Source organism: Palleronia caenipelagi (genome assembly GCF_007004065.1).
In the GTDB taxonomy this organism is placed as follows: domain Bacteria; phylum Pseudomonadota; class Alphaproteobacteria; order Rhodobacterales; family Rhodobacteraceae; genus Palleronia; species Palleronia caenipelagi.
In genome coordinates this window covers 104331-125119 of the sequence record NZ_VFSV01000004.1, presented here as the reverse complement: position 1 = coordinate 125119, position 20789 = coordinate 104331, and the positions used below count along the sequence as shown (strand labels likewise).

21 protein-coding genes are annotated in these 20789 nt (G+C 63.5%); 7 read left to right on the top strand and 14 right to left on the bottom strand.

All coding sequences use genetic code 11. The annotated features are described in order from the left end of the window. Window positions 1-71 precede the first annotated feature (71 nt). From FEV53_RS03495 to FEV53_RS03465, 7 genes are all read right to left on the bottom strand, one after another. Window positions 72-761, bottom strand: a complete 690-nt coding sequence (locus tag FEV53_RS03495; protein WP_142833430.1) for an ABC transporter ATP-binding protein — start codon at window positions 759-761, stop codon at window positions 72-74. Further along, window positions 758-1513, bottom strand: a complete 756-nt coding sequence (locus FEV53_RS03490) for an ABC transporter ATP-binding protein (RefSeq protein ID WP_142833429.1) — start codon at window positions 1511-1513, stop codon at window positions 758-760. Before FEV53_RS03490 ends, FEV53_RS03495 begins: the two co-directional genes overlap by 4 nt. Continuing rightward, a complete protein-coding gene (locus FEV53_RS03485) occupies window positions 1506-2489 on the bottom strand; it encodes a branched-chain amino acid ABC transporter permease (protein ID WP_142833428.1) in 984 nt (327 codons plus the stop codon). The genes FEV53_RS03490 and FEV53_RS03485 overlap by 8 nt, the downstream gene beginning before the upstream one ends. After that, a complete protein-coding gene (locus FEV53_RS03480; protein WP_142833427.1) occupies window positions 2486-3409 on the bottom strand; it encodes a branched-chain amino acid ABC transporter permease in 924 nt (307 codons plus the stop codon). Before FEV53_RS03480 ends, FEV53_RS03485 begins: the two co-directional genes overlap by 4 nt. A 48-nt stretch (window positions 3410-3457) precedes the next feature. Beyond that, window positions 3458-4594, bottom strand: a complete 1137-nt coding sequence (locus FEV53_RS03475) for an ABC transporter substrate-binding protein (protein ID WP_142833426.1) — start codon at window positions 4592-4594, stop codon at window positions 3458-3460. Between the two features lie 23 nt (window positions 4595-4617). Beyond that, the gene (locus FEV53_RS03470; RefSeq protein ID WP_142833425.1) at window positions 4618-4854 is read right to left on the bottom strand and encodes an Lrp/AsnC ligand binding domain-containing protein; all 237 of its coding nucleotides are present in this window, start codon (window positions 4852-4854) and stop codon (window positions 4618-4620) included. A 191-nt stretch (window positions 4855-5045) separates the two neighbouring features. Further along, window positions 5046-5930 (bottom strand): HAD-IIA family hydrolase, encoded by an 885-nt coding sequence (locus FEV53_RS03465; RefSeq protein ID WP_142833424.1) that lies wholly within the window; start codon window positions 5928-5930, stop codon window positions 5046-5048. A 142-nt stretch (window positions 5931-6072) separates the two neighbouring features. Here FEV53_RS03465 and FEV53_RS03460 point away from each other — a divergent pair, with 142 nt between their 5' ends. The 7 genes from FEV53_RS03460 to FEV53_RS03430 all read left to right on the top strand — a co-directional run bounded on the left by FEV53_RS03460 (window position 6073) and on the right by FEV53_RS03430 (window position 13444). After that, the gene (locus FEV53_RS03460) at window positions 6073-6855 is read left to right on the top strand and encodes a DeoR/GlpR family DNA-binding transcription regulator (protein ID WP_142833423.1); all 783 of its coding nucleotides are present in this window, start codon (window positions 6073-6075) and stop codon (window positions 6853-6855) included. Next, a complete protein-coding gene (locus tag FEV53_RS03455) occupies window positions 6852-7883 on the top strand; it encodes an ABC transporter ATP-binding protein (protein ID WP_142833422.1) in 1032 nt (343 codons plus the stop codon). Before FEV53_RS03460 ends, FEV53_RS03455 begins: the two co-directional genes overlap by 4 nt. Before the next feature lie 33 nt (window positions 7884-7916). Then, entirely contained in the window at window positions 7917-9173 is a 1257-nt protein-coding gene (locus tag FEV53_RS03450) for an ABC transporter substrate-binding protein (RefSeq protein ID WP_142833421.1), read from the top strand. 61 nt (window positions 9174-9234) lie between these two features. Further along, a complete protein-coding gene (locus tag FEV53_RS03445; RefSeq protein WP_142833420.1) occupies window positions 9235-10128 on the top strand; it encodes a carbohydrate ABC transporter permease in 894 nt (297 codons plus the stop codon). Beyond that, the gene (locus FEV53_RS03440; RefSeq protein ID WP_142833419.1) at window positions 10125-10934 is read left to right on the top strand and encodes a carbohydrate ABC transporter permease; all 810 of its coding nucleotides are present in this window, start codon (window positions 10125-10127) and stop codon (window positions 10932-10934) included. The genes FEV53_RS03445 and FEV53_RS03440 overlap by 4 nt, the downstream gene beginning before the upstream one ends. Window positions 10935-10936: 2 nt before the next feature. Further along, window positions 10937-11734: a metallophosphoesterase gene (locus tag FEV53_RS03435; RefSeq protein WP_142833418.1), complete on the top strand. Its 798-nt coding sequence runs from the start codon at window positions 10937-10939 to the stop codon at window positions 11732-11734. Window positions 11735-11779: 45 nt separating this feature from the next. Beyond that, the gene (locus FEV53_RS03430; RefSeq protein ID WP_142833417.1) at window positions 11780-13444 is read left to right on the top strand and encodes a Na/Pi cotransporter family protein; all 1665 of its coding nucleotides are present in this window, start codon (window positions 11780-11782) and stop codon (window positions 13442-13444) included. A 422-nt stretch (window positions 13445-13866) separates the two neighbouring features. On the opposite strand, the gene FEV53_RS03425 is transcribed toward FEV53_RS03430, so the two are convergent. From FEV53_RS03425 to FEV53_RS03395, 7 genes are all read right to left on the bottom strand, one after another. After that, window positions 13867-15144 carry a glycosyltransferase 61 family protein gene (locus FEV53_RS03425; RefSeq protein ID WP_142833416.1) on the bottom strand — a complete coding sequence of 426 codons (1278 nt, stop codon included), beginning with the start codon at window positions 15142-15144 and terminating at the stop codon, window positions 13867-13869. A gap of 115 nt (window positions 15145-15259) precedes the next feature. Next, window positions 15260-16186 carry an AEC family transporter gene (locus FEV53_RS03420; protein WP_142833415.1) on the bottom strand — a complete coding sequence of 309 codons (927 nt, stop codon included), beginning with the start codon at window positions 16184-16186 and terminating at the stop codon, window positions 15260-15262. Further along, window positions 16183-16980: an MBL fold metallo-hydrolase gene (locus FEV53_RS03415; RefSeq protein ID WP_142833414.1), complete on the bottom strand. Its 798-nt coding sequence runs from the start codon at window positions 16978-16980 to the stop codon at window positions 16183-16185. Before FEV53_RS03415 ends, FEV53_RS03420 begins: the two co-directional genes overlap by 4 nt. Beyond that, complete coding sequence (locus FEV53_RS03410) at window positions 16977-17765, bottom strand: TatD family hydrolase (protein ID WP_142833413.1); 789 nt, start codon at window positions 17763-17765, stop codon at window positions 16977-16979. Before FEV53_RS03410 ends, FEV53_RS03415 begins: the two co-directional genes overlap by 4 nt. Continuing rightward, the gene (locus tag FEV53_RS03405) at window positions 17755-18870 is read right to left on the bottom strand and encodes a DNA polymerase III subunit delta' (protein ID WP_142833412.1); all 1116 of its coding nucleotides are present in this window, start codon (window positions 18868-18870) and stop codon (window positions 17755-17757) included. Before FEV53_RS03405 ends, FEV53_RS03410 begins: the two co-directional genes overlap by 11 nt. Then, the gene (gene tmk / locus FEV53_RS03400) at window positions 18867-19481 is read right to left on the bottom strand and encodes a dTMP kinase (RefSeq protein ID WP_142833411.1); all 615 of its coding nucleotides are present in this window, start codon (window positions 19479-19481) and stop codon (window positions 18867-18869) included. Before tmk ends, FEV53_RS03405 begins: the two co-directional genes overlap by 4 nt. Then, on the bottom strand, window positions 19478-20668 hold the full coding sequence (locus tag FEV53_RS03395; protein ID WP_142833410.1) for a D-alanyl-D-alanine carboxypeptidase family protein: 1191 nt from the start codon (window positions 20666-20668) through the stop codon (window positions 19478-19480). Before FEV53_RS03395 ends, tmk begins: the two co-directional genes overlap by 4 nt. Between the last annotated feature and the right edge of the window lie 121 nt (window positions 20669-20789).

Below are 20789 nucleotides of genomic sequence, written 5' to 3'. Positions count from 1 at the left end.
GTTGCCGCGAACCTATGCATGTCGGCGGAATTTACAACCAAAGGTCTGGGCCGCAGATCCTCAGATCGGGCTTACACGCCCAGATACCTGTCGGTGATGTCGTCGGTGAGAGCGGCGAACTCCCCGGACCAGACCGAGACGCCTTTTTCGAGGATGACAGCCGTGTCGGCGACGGTTGCAAGCTCCTTCAGGGACTTGTCCACCACGAGGAGCGCCATCCCCGTGTCGGCCTTGAGGCGCTGAATGGCGGCCCAGATCTCCTGCCGTACCACCGGAGCCAGCCCCTCGGTCGCCTCATCCAGCACCAGCAGGCGGGGGTTCGTCATCAAGGCACGACCGATGGCCAGCATCTGCTGCTCTCCGCCGGACAGAGTGGCGGCTTTCTGATCGCGTCGCTCCGCCAGTCGGGGAAAAAGGCGGGTCACGGCGGCAAAATCCCACTCCCCCGGTCGCGCGGCCGCAATCAGGTTCTCGTAGACCGTCAGATCCCGAAAGCACCGCCGCCCCTCAGGCACCAGCCCGATTCCCGCCCGCGCCGCACGGTGCGAGGGCCAGCTGCCGATGTCCTGCCCGTCCAGCAGCACTGACCCGCCGCGGTTCCGCAGCATCCGGCAGATCACCCAGACGGTTGTGGTTTTGCCCATACCGTTGCGCCCCATCAGCGCCATCACTTCGCCCTCCGCGAGCGCGAGGCTCACGTCGAACAGCGCTTGTGACGGCCCGTAAAACGCCGATACGTGGTCGAGGCGCAAGAGGCTCATGGGGTGCTCTCCGCGCCCAGATAAACCGAGCGCACACGCGGATCGGCCCGAATCTCATCGGCAGTGCCGGTCGCGATGATTTCGCCGTAGACCAGCACAGAAATCCGGTCGGCCAGCGCGAAGACCGCGTCCATGTCATGTTCCACCAGCAGGATCGGTGCCCGGTCGCGCAACCGGTCAAGAAACCCCATCAGCTGCCGCGACGCCTCCGCTCCGAGACCCGCCATGGGCTCATCCATGAGAAACACGTGCGGCTCCAGCGTCAGGGCAACGGCGACTTCCAGCTGCCTGCGCTGCCCGTGTGAAAGATCGCCGGTGCGCACGGCCCGGAACTCCGCGAGACCGACCTGCTCCAGCGCGGCTTCGGCACGGGAGAGAAGGTCGCTCTCCCGCATCACCGGCCGCCAGAACCGGAACACGCGACCCCGCTGTCCCAGCGCCCCAAGGACCGCGTTTTGCAGCACAGTGAACTCCATCGCCAGCGACGAGATCTGAAAGGTCCGCCCCATCCCGAGCCTCGCGCGCTCCGCTGTGGGCAGCCCGGTGACATCCCGCCCTTCGAGCCAGATGCGCCCCGTGTCTGGCCTGAGACCTCCGGCGATCTGCGCGATCAGGGTGGACTTACCCGCACCATTCGGCCCGATCAGCGCATGGATCTCACCGGGGCGAAGGTCGAGGCTGATGTCCTTGCTGGCGATCAAGCCGCCAAAGGACTTGGTGACACCGTCCACGGCGAGGGCCGGTTCAGTCATGGGCGACCTCCCGGCCCGCGAGCAACCCGTAAAGCCCACCGCGCGCAAACAGCACGACCCCGAGCAGCATCGCGCCCAGATAGACATGCCAATACGCGCTGAGTCCGCCGAGGAGGTGTTCCAGCAGGATGAACAGCGCCGCGCCCGCAACCGGGCCGAAGACGCGCCCCACACCGCCGAGAATGACGAAGATCATGATCTCGCCCGACATGTGCCAGCTCAGCATGGTCGGGCTGACAAAGCGGTTCAGATCCGCAAACAGCGCCCCCGACAGTCCGGTGATCGCGCCGGAGATGACAAAGGCCGTCAGGTAAAGGCGATAGGGGGTCTGGCCGATGGCCTCGACCCGCTCCGGGTCTTGTCGTGCGGCCTGCAACATCAGACCAAAGGGTGACCGCGCCAGTCGCGAGACGCCAAGGAGTACCAACGCCAGCACACCGTAGCACAGGGAGAAGTACTGGATCGGGTCCATGGTGTTCAGCCCCGGAAAACCGTTGCGGACATAGACGGACAGGCCATCTTCGCCCCCGTAGGCGGGCCACGAGATGGCAAAGTAATAGACCATCTGCGCAAAGGCGAGGGTGATCATGATGAAGTAGACGCCCGTGGTCCGGAGCGACAGCGCTCCGATGGCCAAAGCCGCAAGCACACTGACGCCGATGGCCACGAGCCAGATCACCGGCATGGAGGTCGTGCCGTCGATGGTGAAGGGCGCGGTCATCAGCGGCGTGTAGGTCTGGGCGTGATGGGCGAGGATCCCCATGGCATATCCGCCAAGACCAAAAAACACCGCGTGACCAAAACTCACCAGCCCACCCAACCCCAGCGCCACATTCAGACCGACGCCAGCAATGGCAAGGATGGCCGCACGCGTGGCCAGCGTGATCACAAAGGGTTCATCGAGGCTCCACGCCGCGAGCGGCACCGCGAGCAGCACAGCCATCAGTACGATGTTCAGAGCGGTTTCGCGGGTCATGATGCAGCCCCGCCGAAGAGGCCCCTGGGGCGGAGGATCAGCACGCCTGCCATGAGGATATAGATCGCCATAGAGGCCAGTGCCGATCCGATGGCGGTCGCTTGCGACGGGTCGAGCACCAGCGCAAAGGCTTTGGGCAGCAGGAACCGGCCGAGCGTATCGGTCAGGCCCACGAGCAGCGCGCCGACAAGCGCACCCTTGATGGAGCCGATACCACCGATCACGATAACCACGAAGGCCAGAATCAGAACCGGCTCGCCCATGCCCACCTGCACCGACTGGATCGCGCCGATCAGGGCGCCCGCGAGTCCCGCCAGCGCGGCGCCGAGGGCAAAGACCAGCGTGTAGAGCCTTGAGATATCGACACCGAGCGCCCCGATCATCTCCCGGTCATTCTCGCCGGCGCGGATGCGGATGCCGAGGCGGGTCTTTCCGATGAGCAGGAACAGCCCCAGAGCAATCACCAGACCGACGCCAATCAGCACCAGCCGATACAGCGAGTATTCTACGCCAAAGGGCAGCGTTACCGTACCGCTGAGCGCATCGGGGATGTCGAGATAGAGCGGAAAGGAGCCAAAGACCCAGCGTGTCCCCTCGGAGAAGATCAGGATAAGCGCAAAGGTCGCCAGCACCTGATCCAGATGGTCGCGCTCGTAGAGGCGGCGGATGATCGTCATTTCGATCAGGACTCCCGCCAGTGCCGCCGCCGCGAGGCTGGCTATCAGCGCCAGCAGGAAGGAGCCCGTAAACGCCGCTGTGGCCGCCGCGATGAACGCGCCGACCATATAGAGCGATCCGTGGGCGAGGTTGATCAGCCCCATGACGCCGAAAATCAGCGTCAGCCCGGCGGCCATCAGAAACAGCATCATGCCGAATTGCAGCCCGTTCAGCGTCTGCTCGGCGAGGAGGATCAGGGACATGGCTGGCCTGTCAGGGCGCCCCGCCACTCAGGGCAGGGCACGCCGGTCTCACATCTTACATTCGGCAGCGTAGGCGTCGCCGTGGCTTTCGAGCACGAGGCTCTCGACCTTGTTGGTGAACACGTCGCCCTCCTGGATCACTTCGCGGACGTAGAAATCCTGAATGGGGTGGTTGTTCGGTCCAAACTCGAAATCACCCCGCGTGGAGGCGAAGTCAGCCGCCTTCAGCGCCGCGCGGAAAGCGTCCTGATCGCCCACATCCGCCGCCTCGACGGCAGAGATCAACAGATTCGCGGTGTCGAAGCCCTGACTTGCATAGAGCGACGGCAGCCGGTCGTATTTCGCCTGAAAGCTCTCCACAAACGCGGTGTTGGCCGGGTTGTCCAGATCCTTCGACCATTGGGACGTGTTGCGCACGCCCAGCGCCGCGTCACCGACCGCTTGCAGAATCCCCTGATCGAAGCTGAAGGCCGGGCCGACCACGGGCAGGTCGAGACCGCTCTCGGCATATTGCTTCATGAAGGAGATTCCCATGCCCCCCGGCAGGAAGAAGAACACGCTGTCCGCACCAGCCGCCCGGATCTGGGCGATCTCGCTGGCGTAATCTGTCTGGCCGAGTTTCGTGTAAAGCTCACCAGCCAGTTCGCCCTCGTAGAAGCGTTTGTACCCGGTCAGCGCGTCCTGACCCGCAGGGTAGTTCGGCGCGAGAATAAAGCTGTTCGTCAGTCGCGCCGAATTGGCATAGGCTCCCGCCGCCTCGTGCAGGTTGTCGTTCTGCCACGCCACGTTGAAGTAGTTGGGGTTGCAACCCTTTCCCGCCAGCACTGAGGGCCCCGCGTTGGGCGAGAGATAAAACTTCCCCTGCGCGACTGCACCCGGAATTACCGCCATGGCGAGGTTCGACCAGATGATGCCTGTCAGAACATCGACCTTTTCGGACTGGATCATCTTGTCCGCGAGCTGCACCGCTACGTCGGGTTTGCGCTGATCATCCTCGATCACCACTTCAATATCGTCGCGCCCAGACTGCTCGACTGCGAGCATGAAGCCGTCACGCACGTCGATCCCGAGCCCAGCACCGCCCCCTGACAGAGTGGTGATCATGCCGACCTTCACCCCTTCGGCGGTCGCACCCGTGGCCATGGCGGCCATGCAGGCCGACAGGAAAAGCTGCCTTATCGTCATTTTTGTCTCCCCGTTTGCGTCTTTCAGAACGCCCGGAACGTCAGCGTTGTCAAGGTTTGCTGGATCCCTTCAATGTCCAGCAGCTTGTCATTGATGAATTTCCCGACATCTTCCCCGGCAGGGATATAGAGCTTGACCAGCAGATCAAACGGGCCGCTGGTAGAATAGAGTTCCGAGTGGATCTCCCTCAGTGTGATCTCATCCGCGACTTTGTACGCCCTACCCGGCACGCAGCGAATCTGTACGAATACACAGTTCATTTTTACCTCCCTCGTTCATCTGCAGCCCGCCGATCGCCTCATCGGCCGACCTGTCCCCGGCGACTGTGACATCCTTCGCCGATCGGGAGAAGATGGTCTGTCGCGATCCCATAACGGGCCCCGCGCGGATGCGGTGTCTTGTTCACCAGATGGCACCCGCGTCGGCGTGTTCCGCGATCAGACGCAGCAGATCAGATCCGCCCCAGATGCCAGTCGGGCTGGATGGTCGCAGCAGCGCAGTAGTGCAGGGGATCGACCCCGGACAACAGCCCATCCTGCGTCACGAGGACCGACCGCCAGCCACAGGCAGCGGCGCCAAGGATATCGGTGTGCAGGCTGTCGCCGCACATGACGATCCGGTCAGGCGCAATACCGGGCAGGGTGTCTTCGATCATCCCATACACATCACCAAAGGGCTTGCCGAAAAACCGCACGTCTTCGGCGCCGAGATCCATCAGCCGGTGACCAAACTCGCCCGGCTCCAGCGTAAAGCCTCCCTCACGCGGTGCGACCACATCGGCATTGGCGATGATTACCGGGCGGGGACGGTCGTGGAGGCTGGCCTCCAAGAGGGCTTGCTGTTCGGCAGACCAAACCTCGGTCGAGAGGAACAGGATACCGTCCACACGGTCGTATTCCGCGCGGTCAAGGCCCAGCCGCAGGGTCTCGGCAGGGATGTCGGCAAGGTCATCGGCCGGAGCAGCGATGCAACCCCAAAGGCCGGGACTAACAGCCCGCAGCGCCGCGTCGCGGCTGGTGATGATTTCGTCTGAGGCAACGGACATGCCGAGCCTGCGGAATTTCTCCGTCGCTTTGTCGTGGTTGTAACTGGCAGCGTTTGACAGGATTCGGATGTGCTTTCCGGCAGCGCGCAGAGCATCCAACCGCTCCGCCGCGCCGGGGATCGGTGTCTCGCCCACATTCAACACCCCGAACGCGTCGAAGACGAAGGCATCGGCCTCAGTCGAGATATCCAGCAGTGAGCCGATCTCCCGCGCGCGGTCGCCGAATCGGGCCTCGGGCAAGCGGGGCCGAACGGCTTCGTAGCGTGCAAAAATACTGCCGATCTCGTCCATCCTGATCCCCTCTCCTAGTGGCCGCTGAGACAGGAATGTACCCAATTCAGCCTTAATTGGAAGGTTAAACATCATGTTTTGATAAATTTTGTTGTTTTGTTGTTTTTTCCGGGTATGCTCGGCTCAAATCAACAGGTGAGCGATGGGAACCAAGCAGGTCAAACGTCACGACAGGATCGTGCAGTTGGTGCAGGAGCGCGGCAGTGTCAGCGTCGGTGCGCTGGCTGATCTGCTGGACGTGTCGACCCAGACCGTGCGCCGGGATCTGGATGTGCTCTGCGATGGCGAGACCCTGCGGCGGATGCATGGACGGATCGAGTTGGCCGAAGACCGCCTGAACACGCCCTTCGACCAGCGCGCCGTCCACAACTTGTCGGGCAAGACCGCAATCGCCGCTGCTGTCGCAGCCAAGATCCCGGACGGGGCGACACTGGCGATCTCCATCGGGTCCACCGCAGTGGCCGTGGCGCAGGCGCTGCGGGACCGCAGAGAGCTGACGGTGATCACCAACAATCTTGGCGTCGCCATGGCGCTGAGCGGCGAGGTCTCGAACCGGATCGTGCTGCCCGGCGGCGAGCTGCGCCTGCCTGACCGGGATTTTATCGGGGCCGATGTGATCGGGTTCTTTGGCCGCTACCGCACGGAATACGCCATTTTTGGCGTCGCGGGGGTGGGTCTCGACGGGGGGCTGCTGGAGTTCCACGAGGCCGAAATACGCGCCGCGCAACGCATGGCGCAAAGCGCCCGCATGTCAATCCTCGCCATCGATCACAGTAAATTTGGCCGCCATGCCCCGGCTCTGGGCGGCACCATCACGGATGTGGATCTGGTCGTGTGCGACCGTCCGCCCACCGCAGATTTCGCGCCTCTGGTCGAGGGCCTTGGCGCGCGTATTCACTTCGCAGAAGGACCCGACCGCCCATGACCCAGCCCTTCGTTCACGTGGAAGACGTCGCAAAACGCTGGAACGGCCAGCTGGGGGTCGAGAACATCTCGCTGTCGATCCCCGAGGGCGCCTTTGTCGCGCTTCTGGGTCCGTCGGGCTGCGGCAAATCGACGACGTTGCGGCTTCTGTCGGGGCTGGAGCTTCCCGATGAGGGACGGATCAGCATAGACGGGAGGGACGTGACCCTCGCCGCGCCCTCCGAGCGCAACCTGTCCATGGTGTTCCAGTCCTACGCCCTGTTTCCACATCTCAGCGTCGCCGAGAACGTGATGTTTGGTCTGAAGGTCCGCAAGACGCCGAAGGCTGAGCGCCAGAAGAAACTGCACCGTGCGCTCGAGATCACCGGGCTGCTCGGGTACGAAAACCGCAAGCCGGGCGAACTGTCCGGTGGACAACGTCAGCGGGTAGCGCTGGCCCGCGCGATCGTGGCGAACCAGCCGCTCTGCCTGATGGACGAGCCGCTCTCGAACCTCGACGCCAAGCTCCGCGCCTCGGTGCGCAAAGACATCAAGAAGCTGCAAAGCGACCTTGGCATGACCGTGGTCTACGTGACCCACGACCAGACCGAAGCCATGAGCATGGCGGATATGGTGGTGCTGATGAAGGACGGCCACATCCAGCAGGTCGGTGCGCCGGAGGATCTGTATTACAAACCTGCCAACACGTTCGTCGCCGAGTTTGTCGGCGCGCCGCCCATGGCGCTGATCGACAGCGCGGCGCTGCCGGGCTTTGGTGGGGTGGAGAAGATCGGGCTGCGGGCCGAGAACATCCATGTGGCCGAGACCGGGCAGGGGCGGCTGAGCTGTCAGGTTTCCGAATGCGAGTTTCTGGGCTCCGAGACCTTCGTGGGACTGTCGCATCCGGGCACGACCGGGCTGACCGTGTCCATGCCGGGGCTGCGCAACATTCCCGCGGGCCAGCAGATGGAGATCGGCTTCTCCGACGCGGATCTGCATTTCTTCGACGCCAACGGACAGCGGCTGAACCAGCCGCAACCCGGCGCCTGATCTCAGGCACATCGTTCATTTAGGGAGGAACACATGAACGTATTCAAGACACTGGCGCTTTCGGGCGCGGCCAGCATGGCTCTGATGGCTCCGGCGCTGGCCGAGACCGAGCTGACCATGTACTACCCCATTGCCGTCGGCGGAGCGCTGACCGAAGTCGTGGACGGGATCGTCGCTGATTTTCAGGCCGAAAACCCGGATATCAAGGTCAATGCGATCTATTCCGGCAATTATGACGACACCCGCGTGCGCGCGCTTTCGGCGCTGTCGTCCGGCGAGCCAGCCCAGCTGGCGGTGATGTTCTCCATCGACGCCTATGACCTGATCGAGCAGGAGCTGATCGTGCCCTTCGAGGAGATCGACGGGGTGACTGAGGACTGGCTGAACAGCTTCTACCCGGCTCTGATGGCCAACAGCCGCATCGAGGGCCAGACCTGGGGCATCCCGTTCCAGCGCTCGACCATCGTGGCCTACTATAACAAAGACATGTTCCGCGAGGCCGGTCTCGACCCCGAGATGGCGCCCAAGAGCTGGGACGGGCTGGTCGAGATGGGCAAAGCCCTGACCAAGGACGATACGTTTGGCCTGATGATCCCCTCGACCGGTTATCCTTACTGGATGTTCCAGGCGCTGGCGATCCAGAATGGCAAGGAGCTGATGTCCGGCGACGGGCTGAGCACCTCCTTCGACGATGAGGCCGTCGTCGAGACGCTGGAGTTCTGGAAATCCCTCTCCACCGAGCATGGCATCATGCCCGAGGGCACGGTCGAATGGGGCACCCTGCGTCAGGCCTTCCTCGAAGGGCAGACCGCGATGATGTGGCATTCCACCGGCAACCTGACGGCGGTGAAGAACGGTGCGAGCTTTGACTTCGGCGTGGCCGAGCTGCCCGCTAATGTGCGCCCGGGTTCGCCCACAGGTGGCGGCAACTTCTACATCTTCAAGGACACGACCCCCGAAGAGCAGGCCGCTGCGCTGAAGCTGATCCAGTTCATGACCGCACCCGAGCAGGCGGCCGCCTGGTCCATCGCCACCGGCTATATGGGCGTCTCCCCCGCCGCCTACGAGACCGACGCGCTGAAGGCCTATACCGAGGAGTTCCCCCCGGCGCTCGTGGCGCGCAACCAGCTGGAAAACGCCGTGGCCGAGTTCTCGACCTTCGAGACCGCTCGCGTGCGCGATGGCCTGAACAATGCCATTCAGGCCGCGCTGACCAGTGCCAAAGAGCCCGCTGCGGCGCTGGAAGAGGCCCAGTCTGCTGCCGAACGCCTGCTGAAGGCCTACCAATAAACCCATCTCGGGCGCCGGGGGTACCTTCGGCGCCCGTCCCCCCATTCAGCGGAGACCCGGCATGGCCGAGCATGTGAATATCGAGCGCCGAAGACAGGCGATCTATGGCTGGCTCCTCTTGTCGCCCGCCGCGATCCTGCTGACGACGTTTGCGTTCTACCCGTCGCTGGCGACCTTCTGGGACAGCCTGTTCAGCCGGGAGACCCGCCGCCGCCCGTCCGAGTTCATCGGACTGGAGAATTACACGGACCTGTTCGCGGACCCGACCTTCCTCGTCGTGGTCAAGAACAACCTGATCTATGCGGGTGTCACGATCCCGGTTTCCATCGGCATTGCGCTCGGCATGGCGCTCTGGGCGAACTCAAAGATCCCGGCGAGAGGCTTTGTCCGCACCGCCTATTTCACCCCCACTGTGCTGCCAATGATCGCAGCCGCGAACCTGTGGCTGTTCTTCTACACGCCCGGCCTCGGTGTGCTGGATCAGATCGGGTCGCTCTTTGGCCTGCCATCGGTGAACTGGCTGGGTCAGCCGGAAACCGCGCTCTGGGCCGTCATCATCGTGACGATCTGGAAAGAAGCGGGGTTCTTCATGATCTTCTACCTCGCGGCGTTGCAAACCATCCCCGAGGACCTGAAGGAAGCCGCCGATATCGAAGGCGCCAGCCGCTGGACCTATTTCCGCCGCATCGTGCTGCCGCTCCTGATGCCGACTACGTTGTTCATCATGGTGAACGCGCTGATCAACTCGGTGAAGCTCATCGACCACCTGTTCATCCTGACAAAGGGCGGACCCAACGACGCGTCGAAGCTGATCCTCTACTATATCTGGGAAATGGCCTTTGCCTTCTTTGACGCGCCCCATGCCGCTGCGATGACCATCATGGTGCTCCTCGTCCTCGGCATCGTCGCCGCCGTCAAATTCACCATTCTCGACAAGCGGACCCATTACCAATGAGCAGCCTCTCCCGTTACATCGAGACCGCCGGCGCCCTGTTGCTCGCGGTGATCTGGATCTCGCCGCTGGTCTTTGCCTTCTGGGCCGCGTTCCATTCCACCTCTGACGCAGTGAATTTCAACCTCACCTCGGCCTGGACCCTCGACAATTTCCGCACCGCCTGGGACGGCGCGCCTTGGCTGCGTTACTTCCTGAACACCTTCATCCTCGTGACGGTGATCCTGATTGGCCAGTTCTTCGTCACCACGCTGGCGGGCTTTGCCTTTGCCAAGGTGCAGTTCCCCGGACGCGACGTGGTCTTCATCCTCGTGCTGATGCAGCTCTTCATCCTGCCCGAAGTGCTGATCGTCGAGAACTACGCCATGGTCTCGCGGCTGGGCCTCTTCGACTCGATCCTCGGGGTGGGGATGCCCTATATGGCTTCCGCCTTTGGGATCTTCCTCATGCGACAGGCGTTCAAGGGCGTCCCCATCGAGTTGCATGAGGCCGCCCGCGTCGAGGGCTGCGGCTGGTTCGGTATCCTCTGGCGGGTCTACGTACCGCTGGCCCGGCCCACCTACCTCGCCTATGCGCTGGTCTCCGTCTCGACCCACTGGAACAATTTCCTCTGGCCGCTGATCGTCACCAACTCTCCTGATACCCGGCCGCTGACCGTGGGTCTGTCGATCTTCGGCGCACCGGAGAACGGGGTCGATATCTCGGTGATCTCGGCGGCCACGATGATGTCGGTGGCGCCGCTCCTGATCGCCTTCCTCGTCTTCCAGCGCCAGTTCGTGCAGGCCTTCCTGCGCGCCGGGATCAAGTAACCATGGCTCGTATCCTGCATCTTACCGACCTGCATCTGGTCTCCAACGGCCAGCACGCCTCGCAGGTACTCGACACGCCTGCTCTGGTGCGTGGCGCGGTGGATCAGATCCAAAAGCGAATGGATCAGATCGGACCCCTCGATGCGGTTCTGGTCACCGGCGATCTCACCGATGATGGCGGTGTGGACAGCACCGCTCTGGCCCGGCTGGAACTGGAGCGCTTTCGCCTGCCGCTGATGGTCGTCCCCGGCAATCACGATGCCCGCGATCCCCTGCGCGCGGTGTTTGGTGACCTCCCCGGTATGCCGAAGGACGGCCTCATCGACTGGGTGCGCGATATCGGCGACACCCGGATCATCGGCCTCGACACGCTGGTTGAGGGGCAGGGCGGCGGGCGTCTCAGGCCCGAGAGCCTCGATCATCTCGCCCATGCGCTGGATGGCGCAGGGTCCGGCCCGGTGGTTGTCGCGCTCCATCATCCGCCCCTGCGCACCGGCATCTGCTTTATGGACGCGATCGCGCTGGAAAATCCCGGCGATCTGGCCACCGTTCTTGCCCCGTTCAAAGGCCATCTCCGTATCGTCGCGGGTCATGTTCATGGGGTTTATCAGAGCACCCTCGCGAGCCACCCCGTCGTCACCGCCCCCTCCCTGTGCAGCGCCTTCGCTCTGGATCGCCGGACCGACGCACCCGTGGGCTTTTACGCGGGTCCGACGGGGTTTGCGGTACTCGATACGGGGCCGGACGATCTGTGGACCGCCATTCCGCTGCACCACGGTGACGGGATCTTCCCGTTCTGATTCCGGTGGACTAATACTGTCGCCCCTCTAAGTTCCTGACTACCGATGGAAACGTCACCAATCTTTTTCTTCCTCAACATCGCAGGCGCCGCGGCGCTGCTGATCTGGGCTGTTCGGCTGGTCCGTACCGGGTTTGAGCGTGCTTTCGGCGCAAAGCTCCGTCTCTGGCTGCGCCGCTCCACACAGAGCCGCCTCGCAGCGGCCAGCGCCGGTGCGGGCGCCGCGATCCTGATGCAAAGCTCGACGGCCGTTGCGGTCCTGATGGCGGGGTTCGTGTCGGCGGGGACAATCAGCGGTGTGGCGGGCCTGTCCATCGTGCTCGGCGGCGACCTCGGCTCGGCTCTCGTCGCGCTCCTGCTCAATTCGAGCCTCGCAGCGGTCCAGCCAGTGCTGATGCTCCTCGGCGTTCTGATCTTTTTGCGCAGCAAAAGCAGGGAGCTGCGCCAGATCGGGCGCATCCTGATCGGTCTCGCGCTGATCTTCATGTCGCTCGATCTGATCCGCGCCGCTAGCAACCCGCTGATCGACAGCGAGGGCGCCCGGACGGCGATGCTCTATCTCGCCGATGACACGCTGACGGCGTTCATCATCGCTGCGCTCTTTGCGTGGCTGGTCCATGCCAGCGTTGCGGCCGTTCTGCTCTTCGCCACGCTCGCCTCGCAAGGTCTCCTGCCCCCGAGCGCCGCTTTCGCCATGGTGCTTGGTGCCAATCTGGGCGGCTCGATGATCGCGTTTTTCCTGACGCTGAACTCGGATGTGACCGTCCGTCGTGTCGTCTGGCTGAACGTCATCCTGCGGGGCGGTGGCGCGCTGATTGTCCTCTGGGCGCTGGCAACCTTTGCGCTGCCCACCGACTTGCTTGGCGGCGGCGCAGGCACGCAGGCGCTGCACCTGCATGTGCTCTTTAATGTCGCCGTCCTGCTTGTCTGTCTGCCCTTCGTCGGCCCACTGACGCGTCTGGCTGAACGCCTCATGCCCGGACACTCAGCCCCCCGAAGTGCCGAGACGGCGGTCAGTGCACTGGACCCGGCGCTGCAAAACCAGCCGCGCCGCGCCTATGCTTGTGCTGTGCGGGAACTGGTGCAGATGGGCCACGTGATCGAGGTGATGCTGCGACAGGTCATGCCTCTGTTTGATCGATATGACGAGGCGACCGCGCAGGCCATCGCCGAAGAATACAAGCGCGTCGAGCGTATGTCCCTCGATCTGCGGATCTATCTGGCTGGCATTCGGGGGCGGGGCGATGACGGGACATTGCCCAGCCGCAGTTTCGAGCTGTCGACCATCGCCACCAACATGGAAGCCGGCGCCGACATGATCGCGCGGAAGTCTGTCGATCTCGCCCGACGCAAAAGCCTCGAAAACCTGCGCTTTTCCGATGAAGGCGGGCGCGAGCTGACTGATTTCCACGACATTGTTTTGCGCAACGTGCAGCACGGGATTACTGTGCTCATGTCAGAGGATACCGGCCTCGCCCGGGAACTGGTCGAGCAAAAGGAAAAAGTCCGCGACATCGCCCGAGATCTGCAATCGCGCCATCTGTCCCGGCTGCAACGCGGGATGGCCGACAGTATCGAGACCAGCGCCATCCATCTCGAGTTGATCCGTGCGCTCAAATCCCTCAACACGGCCTTTGCCATGATCGCGTACCCTCTGCTGCATGAACGCGGAGAACTTCTCGAAAGTCGGTTGGCCGCCCCCGAGACGTAAAGCGCGTGGTGACACAAACCGCGGGAAGCCAGCGCGCAAACGACCGGATCATAAAAATTTGCACCACATCCTGCGTGAAATGTTTTGACACACGCGAAATATGTGGCACCGTCTTCTTATCGGCATTTAACGAAAGGAGGTGGTCCAGTGTCTAGAATGATGCAGGAGTGTGAGGTCGGAACAGTTATGGGGGCCGATATCTGAGGGCAACCCCCGGATAGAAGAACCATGATTGGGTCGGACCCTAACCGGGCCCACCTCCGAACATTCGAGGGACCGCCGATATCCGGCGGTCCTTTTCGTTTTGCGCCGTTCCAGCGCAGGTTGACTGGCGCGCGGGGAGGATTTCCAAGTGGCGCCTTCGGGAGGCGGCCTCACTGTGCCTGTCATCTGTAAGCTCGCAACCCCGACACTCCCAGAGCTTAACTATCGCCCTGTGGAGGAGCCTGCCGTTGGGCCGCGGCGGTAGCCTGCCTTTCCCGCATAGCCTTTCGGCGTTTGCGCAAGGCGTTCTTTTCGCGCTGCGCTTTGCGCTTTTGGCGCAGCTCCCGCCGCGCTTGCCGCTCTTTGCGTTGGTCCTGCAGGTCGGCCAGATAGGCCCGCCACTCTTTCAGGCTGAGCATAGTCTCATTCGGGCGCAACCCGGCCCTGACCGAGAATGCTTCTTCCTCTTCTGTTGGACTGCGCCAAGTGGCGCCGTCTTCGAGAAATCCGCCGCGCACCAACTGATCGTGCAACTGATCAAAGTCCAGCGTCGCGACACTGCTGTTATCTTCTGTGCGCGGTGGATAAAGAACGTGCTTGATCGCGTTGATCTCGGTAATTGGCTCTTCGGCACGCGAATTGCGAATTTGGCCAAGGATCAGCTTTGGCAGCGCCCGCCGTCGCAGAATGGTCGCTGCATGCTGGCCGGGATGGGCCGCGAGATAATAGAGGTGAAGCGCCGAACTCTCGGAAAAAATTAGTTTCTCCGTTCGGCTGAGCTTTTCCACCTGCTCTGCGAGGCTGTGATCCTGCGGATGAAAGATCTCATACCCGGCGGCTGCGAGGTTCTCCTCAACAATGTCCTCGCAGGCATATCGTCCCATGTCGGCGCCAAGTTTGCTGCGGGAGACGTAAGCCTTACTGCCCGGGATCAGATCGCCGCGGTTGATCCGGGGCTCCAGCCAGTCGAAAAACGCATCCGACCCGCGACCGTTATAGCGCTCGCCGTAGGTTTCAGTGGCGGTATAGACCTTGCGCAGGGTCACGTCGCCGCTGACAATCCGGACCGGGTTCGTGATTCCGAAAAAGCGCAGGATCGGCTCGACAAATGGAAAACGGGTATTCCAGTCCAGCGGGCGGGCCATGAACAGGATTTCCGTCTCGGGAGGCAGGTGCTCCAGCGCCCAAAGCCGCCCCAGCGCGTTTGTCAGGACATGTCCAAACTGGTTTTCGGCGAGACCGGCAAACAGGACTGGGGTCTCGATCACCTCCGGCGGCTGCACCGACGGTGGGTCTTGCGACGGGATCGTGGTCACAAGTGTTGTATTGATCTGCGCATAGGGCAGTGGTGTTCCGACGGCGTCATAAAGCCCGAAGGTCAGTTTGCGCCGGCCTGCCTTCGGGCCGAACACCATCCTGACATTCTCAGCTTCATGGATCTGAGGTTCAGGGAAGATTTCACGTGCTCGGATCTTTTGCTCGGATGTCTCGGCCATGTCAGAACGATGTCACTTTTCACTTTGGGAGGGGTCAGCATGTGACCCTCTGGTTATTATCAGGTTAGAGACAGCTTTACCGTGATCCTGCGGGCACGTCACCTGCTTCGCCAGGTCAGGGCAAGATCAGCAGCCAGACCCAGACGGTGAGGATCGAGAGTGCGGTGCCGATGAGCACGCCGGAGGCCGCAGAGCGGCGGGCGGCGTCATACATATTCGCGAAGATATAGGTGTTCACCCCCGGCGCCATGGAGGCCGTCAGGACTGCCGCGCGGAGCTGGTCGGTGGAAAGGCCGAGGATTTGACCGACGGTCCAGGCCACGGTCGGGTGCAGCACCAGCGATGTTGCGCAGATCAGTGCGATCACCCGCATATCGCCTTCGGGCCGGTAGCGGTAGAGGATACCGCCGAGGGCAAACAGTGCCGAAGGCAGGGCGGCGCGGATCACCATGGAGAGCGCGCTGTCAAGGACACCCGGCAGCGTGACGCCGGAGAGGTTGACGATGAAGCCCAGCGAGATCCCCAGCACCAATGCGTTGCGGAACATCGCCCGCCCGACGCGCAGGGGCAGGCGCCGCAGGCTCTCGCCACGCGCACGGACCAGCTCCATCGTGGTCATGCCGAGGAGGTAGCAAAACGGCGCATGGACCGCGACGATGGCGTAGTTAAAGGCCAGCGTGTCCGCGCCAAAGGCCCGCTCGGTGATCGGCAGGCCCAGCAGCACCGAGTTGGAGAACAGCCCGCAGAAGCCGATGGCTACGGAGTCTTCCCAACCGCGCCCCAGAAGACGCGCGCCGATGAGTCCGGCGAAGAACCCCGAGGCCGCGCCGGTGTAGAAGCTCAGGAGCAGCGGCCAGGAGAACTCGGCCCCCAGATCCAGCGTTGCGATGGCGCGGAACAGGAGGCAGGGAATGGCGAATTGCTGGGAGAACCTCATCAGCCCGTCAATGGCGCTGTCGGCGAACCAGCCCCGCCAGACAGCCACGTATCCCGCCCCGATGACCAGAAATACCGGCAGGATAACGTCGATGAGCTGGTTCATGAGCTGGGAAGCGTGACGCGCATCAGATCATGGGCGGGTCTCACGTGATCCGGCGTTTCCGCATCGATCGTGGCGTAGTCCAGATCGGTGTGCATGTTGGTCAGGATGGCGCTTTTGGGGGTCGCCTGGGCAATCCACTCCAGTGTGCGCTCCAGATGGGCGTGAGAGGGATGCGGGGCACGGCGCAGGGCATCAACGATCCAGACGTCGAGATCCTTGACCGCCGCCCAGGCATCGTCGGTCATGGCGCTGACATCGGGCAGATAGGCCAGCCCGCCGATGCGAAAGCCCAGGGCGTCGATGCGGCCATGCTCGACGCGGAACGGAGTGAGGATGATCGCACCTCCTGCACCGTCGATGGTCACATCGCCGTCGATCAGATGCGCGTCGAGGATCGGTGGGTAATCGGAATTGGGCGGCGTCTCGAACGCGTAATCAAACCGGTGCTTCAGCGCGGCCATGGTCGGCTCATCGGCCCAGATATTCAGCCGCTGGCGCATGGCGATGACGATCATCCGCAGATCGTCGAGCCCGTGACAGTGATCGGCGTGGGCGTGGGTGAACACGACGCCGTCCAATTCGCCAACCTCGGCGGAGAGCAGTTGCTCCCGAAGATCCGGGGATGCGTCGATCAGGACGCGGGTGGTGCCTGCGTCTCCCATCCGCTCGACCAGCAGCGAGCAGCGGCGGCGGCGGTTATGGGGATCCGTGGGATCGCATTGGCCCCAATCGCCCCCGATACGCGGCACGCCGCCCGAGGAGCCGCAGCCGAGGATGGTGAACCGCAGGGTCATGCGGCCTTCCAGAACAGCCGGGCGAAGTTCTCTTCGGTCTGCGCCGCGAAGTCTTCGTAGCTGAGGCCGTAAAGCTCCGCCCCGACCCGCGCTGTGTGCACCGAATAAGCAGGCTCATTGCGCTTGCCGCGATGGGGCGGGGGCGCGAGATAGGGGCTGTCGGTTTCCACCAGGATCCGGTCCACGAGCGCTTCGGCAAAGATCGCCCGCAGCTCCTCGGAACGCTTGAACGCCGCGATGCCGGACATGGACAGGTAAAACCCCAGATCCAGCGCCGCGCGAGCCAGTTCTGCGCTCGAGGAAAAGCAATGCATTACGCAGGAATAGGCCCCGCGCGCGTGCTCCTCTGACAGAATCCGCGCCATGTCCTCATCGGCATCGCGTGCATGGATGATCAGCGGCAGCTTCGTCTGGCGCGCGGCCTCGATATGGGTGCGCAGGCTCTCTTGCTGGGCAGACTTCGTCTCGGCGGTGTAGTGGTAATCGAGCCCGGTTTCGCCGATGCCGACGAATTTCGGGTGCTCTGCGAGGGTCAGCAGGTCTTCGATGCTGACCTGCGGCACGTCTCCGGCGCTCATTGGGTGGGTGCCCGCTGCCCACCAGACCGCGTCATGGGCCTCGGCGATGCTGCGCACCTGATCCACCCGGTCGAGGCGGGTGCAGATGGTGACCATCCGGTGCACGCCATTGGCGACCGCACGGGCGACCACCTCGGCTCGGGTGTCGTCAAAATCCGGGAAATCCAGATGGCAGTGGCTGTCGGTGATGCGCGGGTCAGTGGCCATAGGTCTCGCCGCGCAGAATGGCGCGGCCCGTGTCGTTGAGCTTCAGGCCCGTATCCAGAATCAAGCCCGACGGGTCAAGGTTCACCGCCCGCCCATGGGCCAGCCTTTGTGACAGCTCCGCCGCCAGTTCCGCCCAGATGCGGGCAGCGGCCGAGTCGGGGGAGAGGCGCTCCAGCATCTCCGCCTCGCCCGGTGCGGCCTGCGCGGCGGGGGCATGACCGGCCCCTGTCCGAGCGAGACGCCCCAAAAGGAGGCCGATCAACCGCACCAGCGTCTCCATCCGACCGCGTCCCCCCGCCCCGGCCAGACCATCGCCCAGCCGGGTCAGGGCGGGCCGGTCCATTTGCGGAATCCCCGAGGCGAGCTGCACCAGAGCGGCGTAGAGGCTCGGTCCATCCTCAAGGACCAGCCGCGCGGCCTCGCCGGCGGACCCGCCCGCGAGTTCCGCCATGGCGTGGGGGTTCGCGTCGCTCGTCACGCCTGCCCCGTCCAGCGCCCGCGCGAGGTCGTCGGGAGTGAGGGGGCCGAGCTTCAGCACCCGGCAGCGGGACCGGATCGTCGGCAGGAGCCGCGCGGGCATGTGGCTGACCAGCAGAAAGGTCGTCAGCGGGGGTGGTTCTTCGATGAGTTTCAGGATCGCATTGGCGGCCTGTGTGTTCAGTTGGTCGGCGGCATCGACGATGACCACCCGCCGCCCGCCGCCACTGGCAGAGAGCTGCAGGAAGCCCTTGAGCCTGCGGGAAACATCCACGGTGATGTCGCGCCGCTCGGTGCCCGTGTCCGGGTTCGCCGTCGGGCGCATCAGGAACAAGGCGGGCTCCGACAGGGCGTCAATCCGATGGGCGACGGGTTCGTCACGGGATATGTCGAGCGTTATGGCCCCGGCGTCCGGGTCCGACAGGAGGAACCGGGCGATGCGCCACGCAAGCGTTGCCTTGCCAACTCCCATGGGGCCGGTCAGCAGCCACGCGTGATGCAACCTCCCGGACCGCCACACGTCGAGAAAGGCTTCCTCTGCTGCATCTTGCCCGAAAAGCTCCAGCGTATGTCGCGGATGGGGCGTGCCGGGTATACGATCCGGCTCATATTCGAGGTCCTCGCTCATGGCAGAGCGGCGATCACGTCGGCGGCGACCGCATCTTCCGAACGATTGCCGTCGATCACCCGAAACCGTTCCGGCGCGCGTTCGGCCAGCGCCAAAAACCCGGCCCGCAGCTTTTCCTGCAAACCGACGCCAAAGCTTTCGAACCGGTCTTCGCCGGCCTGCCGTCCAAGCGCGCGGGTGAGCGCTGCCTCAGGATCCATGTCGATGAGAAAGGTCCGGTCGGGATCGACCCCAATCACCTGCGCATGGAGTGTGTTCACCAGCCCCAGCAAATCCGCCCGCGCCACACCCTGATAGACCCGGGTCGAGTCGGCAAAACGGTCGCAGATCACCACAGCACCCCGATCAAGTGCAGGCTGAATCAGCCGTTCCAGATGATCCCGCCGGGCGGCGGTGAAGAGCAGGAGTTCGGTCTCCGCCGACCAGCGTTCCGCATCGCCTTCGAGCACCAGCCGCCGGATTTCCTCAGCGCCCGGAGACCCGCCCGGCTCACGGGTCAGAACCACCTCGCGGCCCTGATCGCGCAGATGTGCGGCGAGACGCCGGGCCTGCGTAGACTTGCCCGACCCGTCGATCCCTTCAAAGCTCAGAAACACGCCGGTCCCGGTCACTCCGTGGTCTCGGGCTCTGCGTCCGGTTCAGCAGTTTCACCGCCTTTGCGGGCATCCAGCGCCTTGGCCAACAGCACCGAAGCCGCGGTCCGGATATGGGGTACGAATCCTCCCCGGCCCACCTCTTCGGCGGCGACCAGCGGAAACTCTGCGTCCGGCAGCCCATCGATCGAGACGACCAGCGTCGCCACCTCTTCGCCCTCCGCGATCGGCGCCTCCAGCGGGCTGGTGTAGCGCGCACGGGCGCGGATGCTGTCCTGCGCCTGCGCGGGCAAGAGCATGCGGTGCTCCTCCGGGCTCACCAGATCCACGGACCGGCTGTCACCCAGCCACACATCCGCCGTCGTCACGCGCTCGCCATCACCCACGATGGTCTTCTCCACGAACTGCCGAAAGGCCCAATTCACCAGCCGTTCAGCTTCCTCAGCCCGAGCGCGCTCGCTGTCGAGACCCGAGATCACGAAGACAATCCGCCTGTCCCCCTGCGCGGCCGAGCCAACAAGCCCATAGCCAGCCTCGGAGGTGTGACCGGTCTTCAACCCGTCAGCGCCGATCCCCAGACCTAACAGCGGGTTCCGGTTGAACCGGTTTTTCGGGGCGCGGTTATCGAACGCAAATTCCTTCTGCGCGAAGTAACCGTAATATTCTGGGAATTCAGTGATGAGCCGGGTCGCCAGGATGCCCAGATCCCGCATCGACATACGTTGGTTGGGGTGGGGCCAGCCGCTCGCATTCGCAAATGTCGACTGGGTCATACCCAGATCTCGCGCCCGGTCGGTCATCATCTTGGCAAAGGACTGTTCGCTGCCCGCCAATCCCTCCGCCACCACAACGCAGGCGTCATTGCCAGACATCACGATGATACCCTGAATCAACTCTTCAACCGTGGGACGGTCACGCTCGTTCAGGAACATGGTCGAGCCGCCCATGGCGCGGGCCTTGGAACTGACACCAAATTGCGTGTTCATGTCCACCCGCCCGTCGCGCAGAGCCTCGAACAGCATGTTCAGAGTCATCAGCTTCGACATGGATGCCGGCGGCAAAGCCTCGTCTGCGTTTTTCGCCATCAGGACGGTCTTTGTCGTCAGGTCATAGACATATGCCGCGCGCGCTGCTGTATCGAACGCATAGGCGGGCAGCGCCGCGAGGCAGAGGAGAAGCATTGGGACGAGGCGGGCGAGGCGCATGGCGGGTGTCCTGTTCTGATCGTTCACTCAATTCCTAGCAGGGCTTGACCTCGGATGCATCCCCGAACCCGCGGCTCGCAAGGGCACAGCCTCGCGAATTTGGGGCCTTCCATACGGCGGT

What these genes read in the sequence shown, in the direction of transcription:
- FEV53_RS03495 (WP_142833430.1), bottom strand. Translation starts at nt 761, where the DNA reads ATGAGCCTCTTGCGCCTCGACCACGTATCGGCGTTTTACGGGCCGTCA.
- FEV53_RS03490 (WP_142833429.1), bottom strand. Translation starts at nt 1,513, where the DNA reads ATGACTGAACCGGCCCTCGCCGTGGACGGTGTCACCAAGTCCTTTGGC.
- FEV53_RS03485 (WP_142833428.1), bottom strand. Translation starts at nt 2,489, where the DNA reads ATGACCCGCGAAACCGCTCTGAACATCGTACTGATGGCTGTGCTGCTC.
- FEV53_RS03480 (WP_142833427.1), bottom strand. Translation starts at nt 3,409, where the DNA reads ATGTCCCTGATCCTCCTCGCCGAGCAGACGCTGAACGGGCTGCAATTC.
- FEV53_RS03475 (WP_142833426.1), bottom strand. Translation starts at nt 4,594, where the DNA reads ATGACGATAAGGCAGCTTTTCCTGTCGGCCTGCATGGCCGCCATGGCC.
- FEV53_RS03470 (WP_142833425.1), bottom strand. Translation starts at nt 4,854, where the DNA reads ATGAACTGTGTATTCGTACAGATTCGCTGCGTGCCGGGTAGGGCGTAC.
- FEV53_RS03465 (WP_142833424.1), bottom strand. Translation starts at nt 5,930, where the DNA reads ATGGACGAGATCGGCAGTATTTTTGCACGCTACGAAGCCGTTCGGCCC.
- FEV53_RS03460 (WP_142833423.1), top strand. Translation starts at nt 6,073, where the DNA reads ATGGGAACCAAGCAGGTCAAACGTCACGACAGGATCGTGCAGTTGGTG.
- FEV53_RS03455 (WP_142833422.1), top strand. Translation starts at nt 6,852, where the DNA reads ATGACCCAGCCCTTCGTTCACGTGGAAGACGTCGCAAAACGCTGGAAC.
- FEV53_RS03450 (WP_142833421.1), top strand. Translation starts at nt 7,917, where the DNA reads ATGAACGTATTCAAGACACTGGCGCTTTCGGGCGCGGCCAGCATGGCT.
- FEV53_RS03445 (WP_142833420.1), top strand. Translation starts at nt 9,235, where the DNA reads ATGGCCGAGCATGTGAATATCGAGCGCCGAAGACAGGCGATCTATGGC.
- FEV53_RS03440 (WP_142833419.1), top strand. Translation starts at nt 10,125, where the DNA reads ATGAGCAGCCTCTCCCGTTACATCGAGACCGCCGGCGCCCTGTTGCTC.
- FEV53_RS03435 (WP_142833418.1), top strand. Translation starts at nt 10,937, where the DNA reads ATGGCTCGTATCCTGCATCTTACCGACCTGCATCTGGTCTCCAACGGC.
- FEV53_RS03430 (WP_142833417.1), top strand. Translation starts at nt 11,780, where the DNA reads ATGGAAACGTCACCAATCTTTTTCTTCCTCAACATCGCAGGCGCCGCG.
- FEV53_RS03425 (WP_142833416.1), bottom strand. Translation starts at nt 15,144, where the DNA reads ATGGCCGAGACATCCGAGCAAAAGATCCGAGCACGTGAAATCTTCCCT.
- FEV53_RS03420 (WP_142833415.1), bottom strand. Translation starts at nt 16,186, where the DNA reads ATGAACCAGCTCATCGACGTTATCCTGCCGGTATTTCTGGTCATCGGG.
- FEV53_RS03415 (WP_142833414.1), bottom strand. Translation starts at nt 16,980, where the DNA reads ATGACCCTGCGGTTCACCATCCTCGGCTGCGGCTCCTCGGGCGGCGTG.
- FEV53_RS03410 (WP_142833413.1), bottom strand. Translation starts at nt 17,765, where the DNA reads ATGGCCACTGACCCGCGCATCACCGACAGCCACTGCCATCTGGATTTC.
- FEV53_RS03405 (WP_142833412.1), bottom strand. Translation starts at nt 18,870, where the DNA reads ATGAGCGAGGACCTCGAATATGAGCCGGATCGTATACCCGGCACGCCC.
- FEV53_RS03395 (WP_142833410.1), bottom strand. Translation starts at nt 20,668, where the DNA reads ATGCGCCTCGCCCGCCTCGTCCCAATGCTTCTCCTCTGCCTCGCGGCG.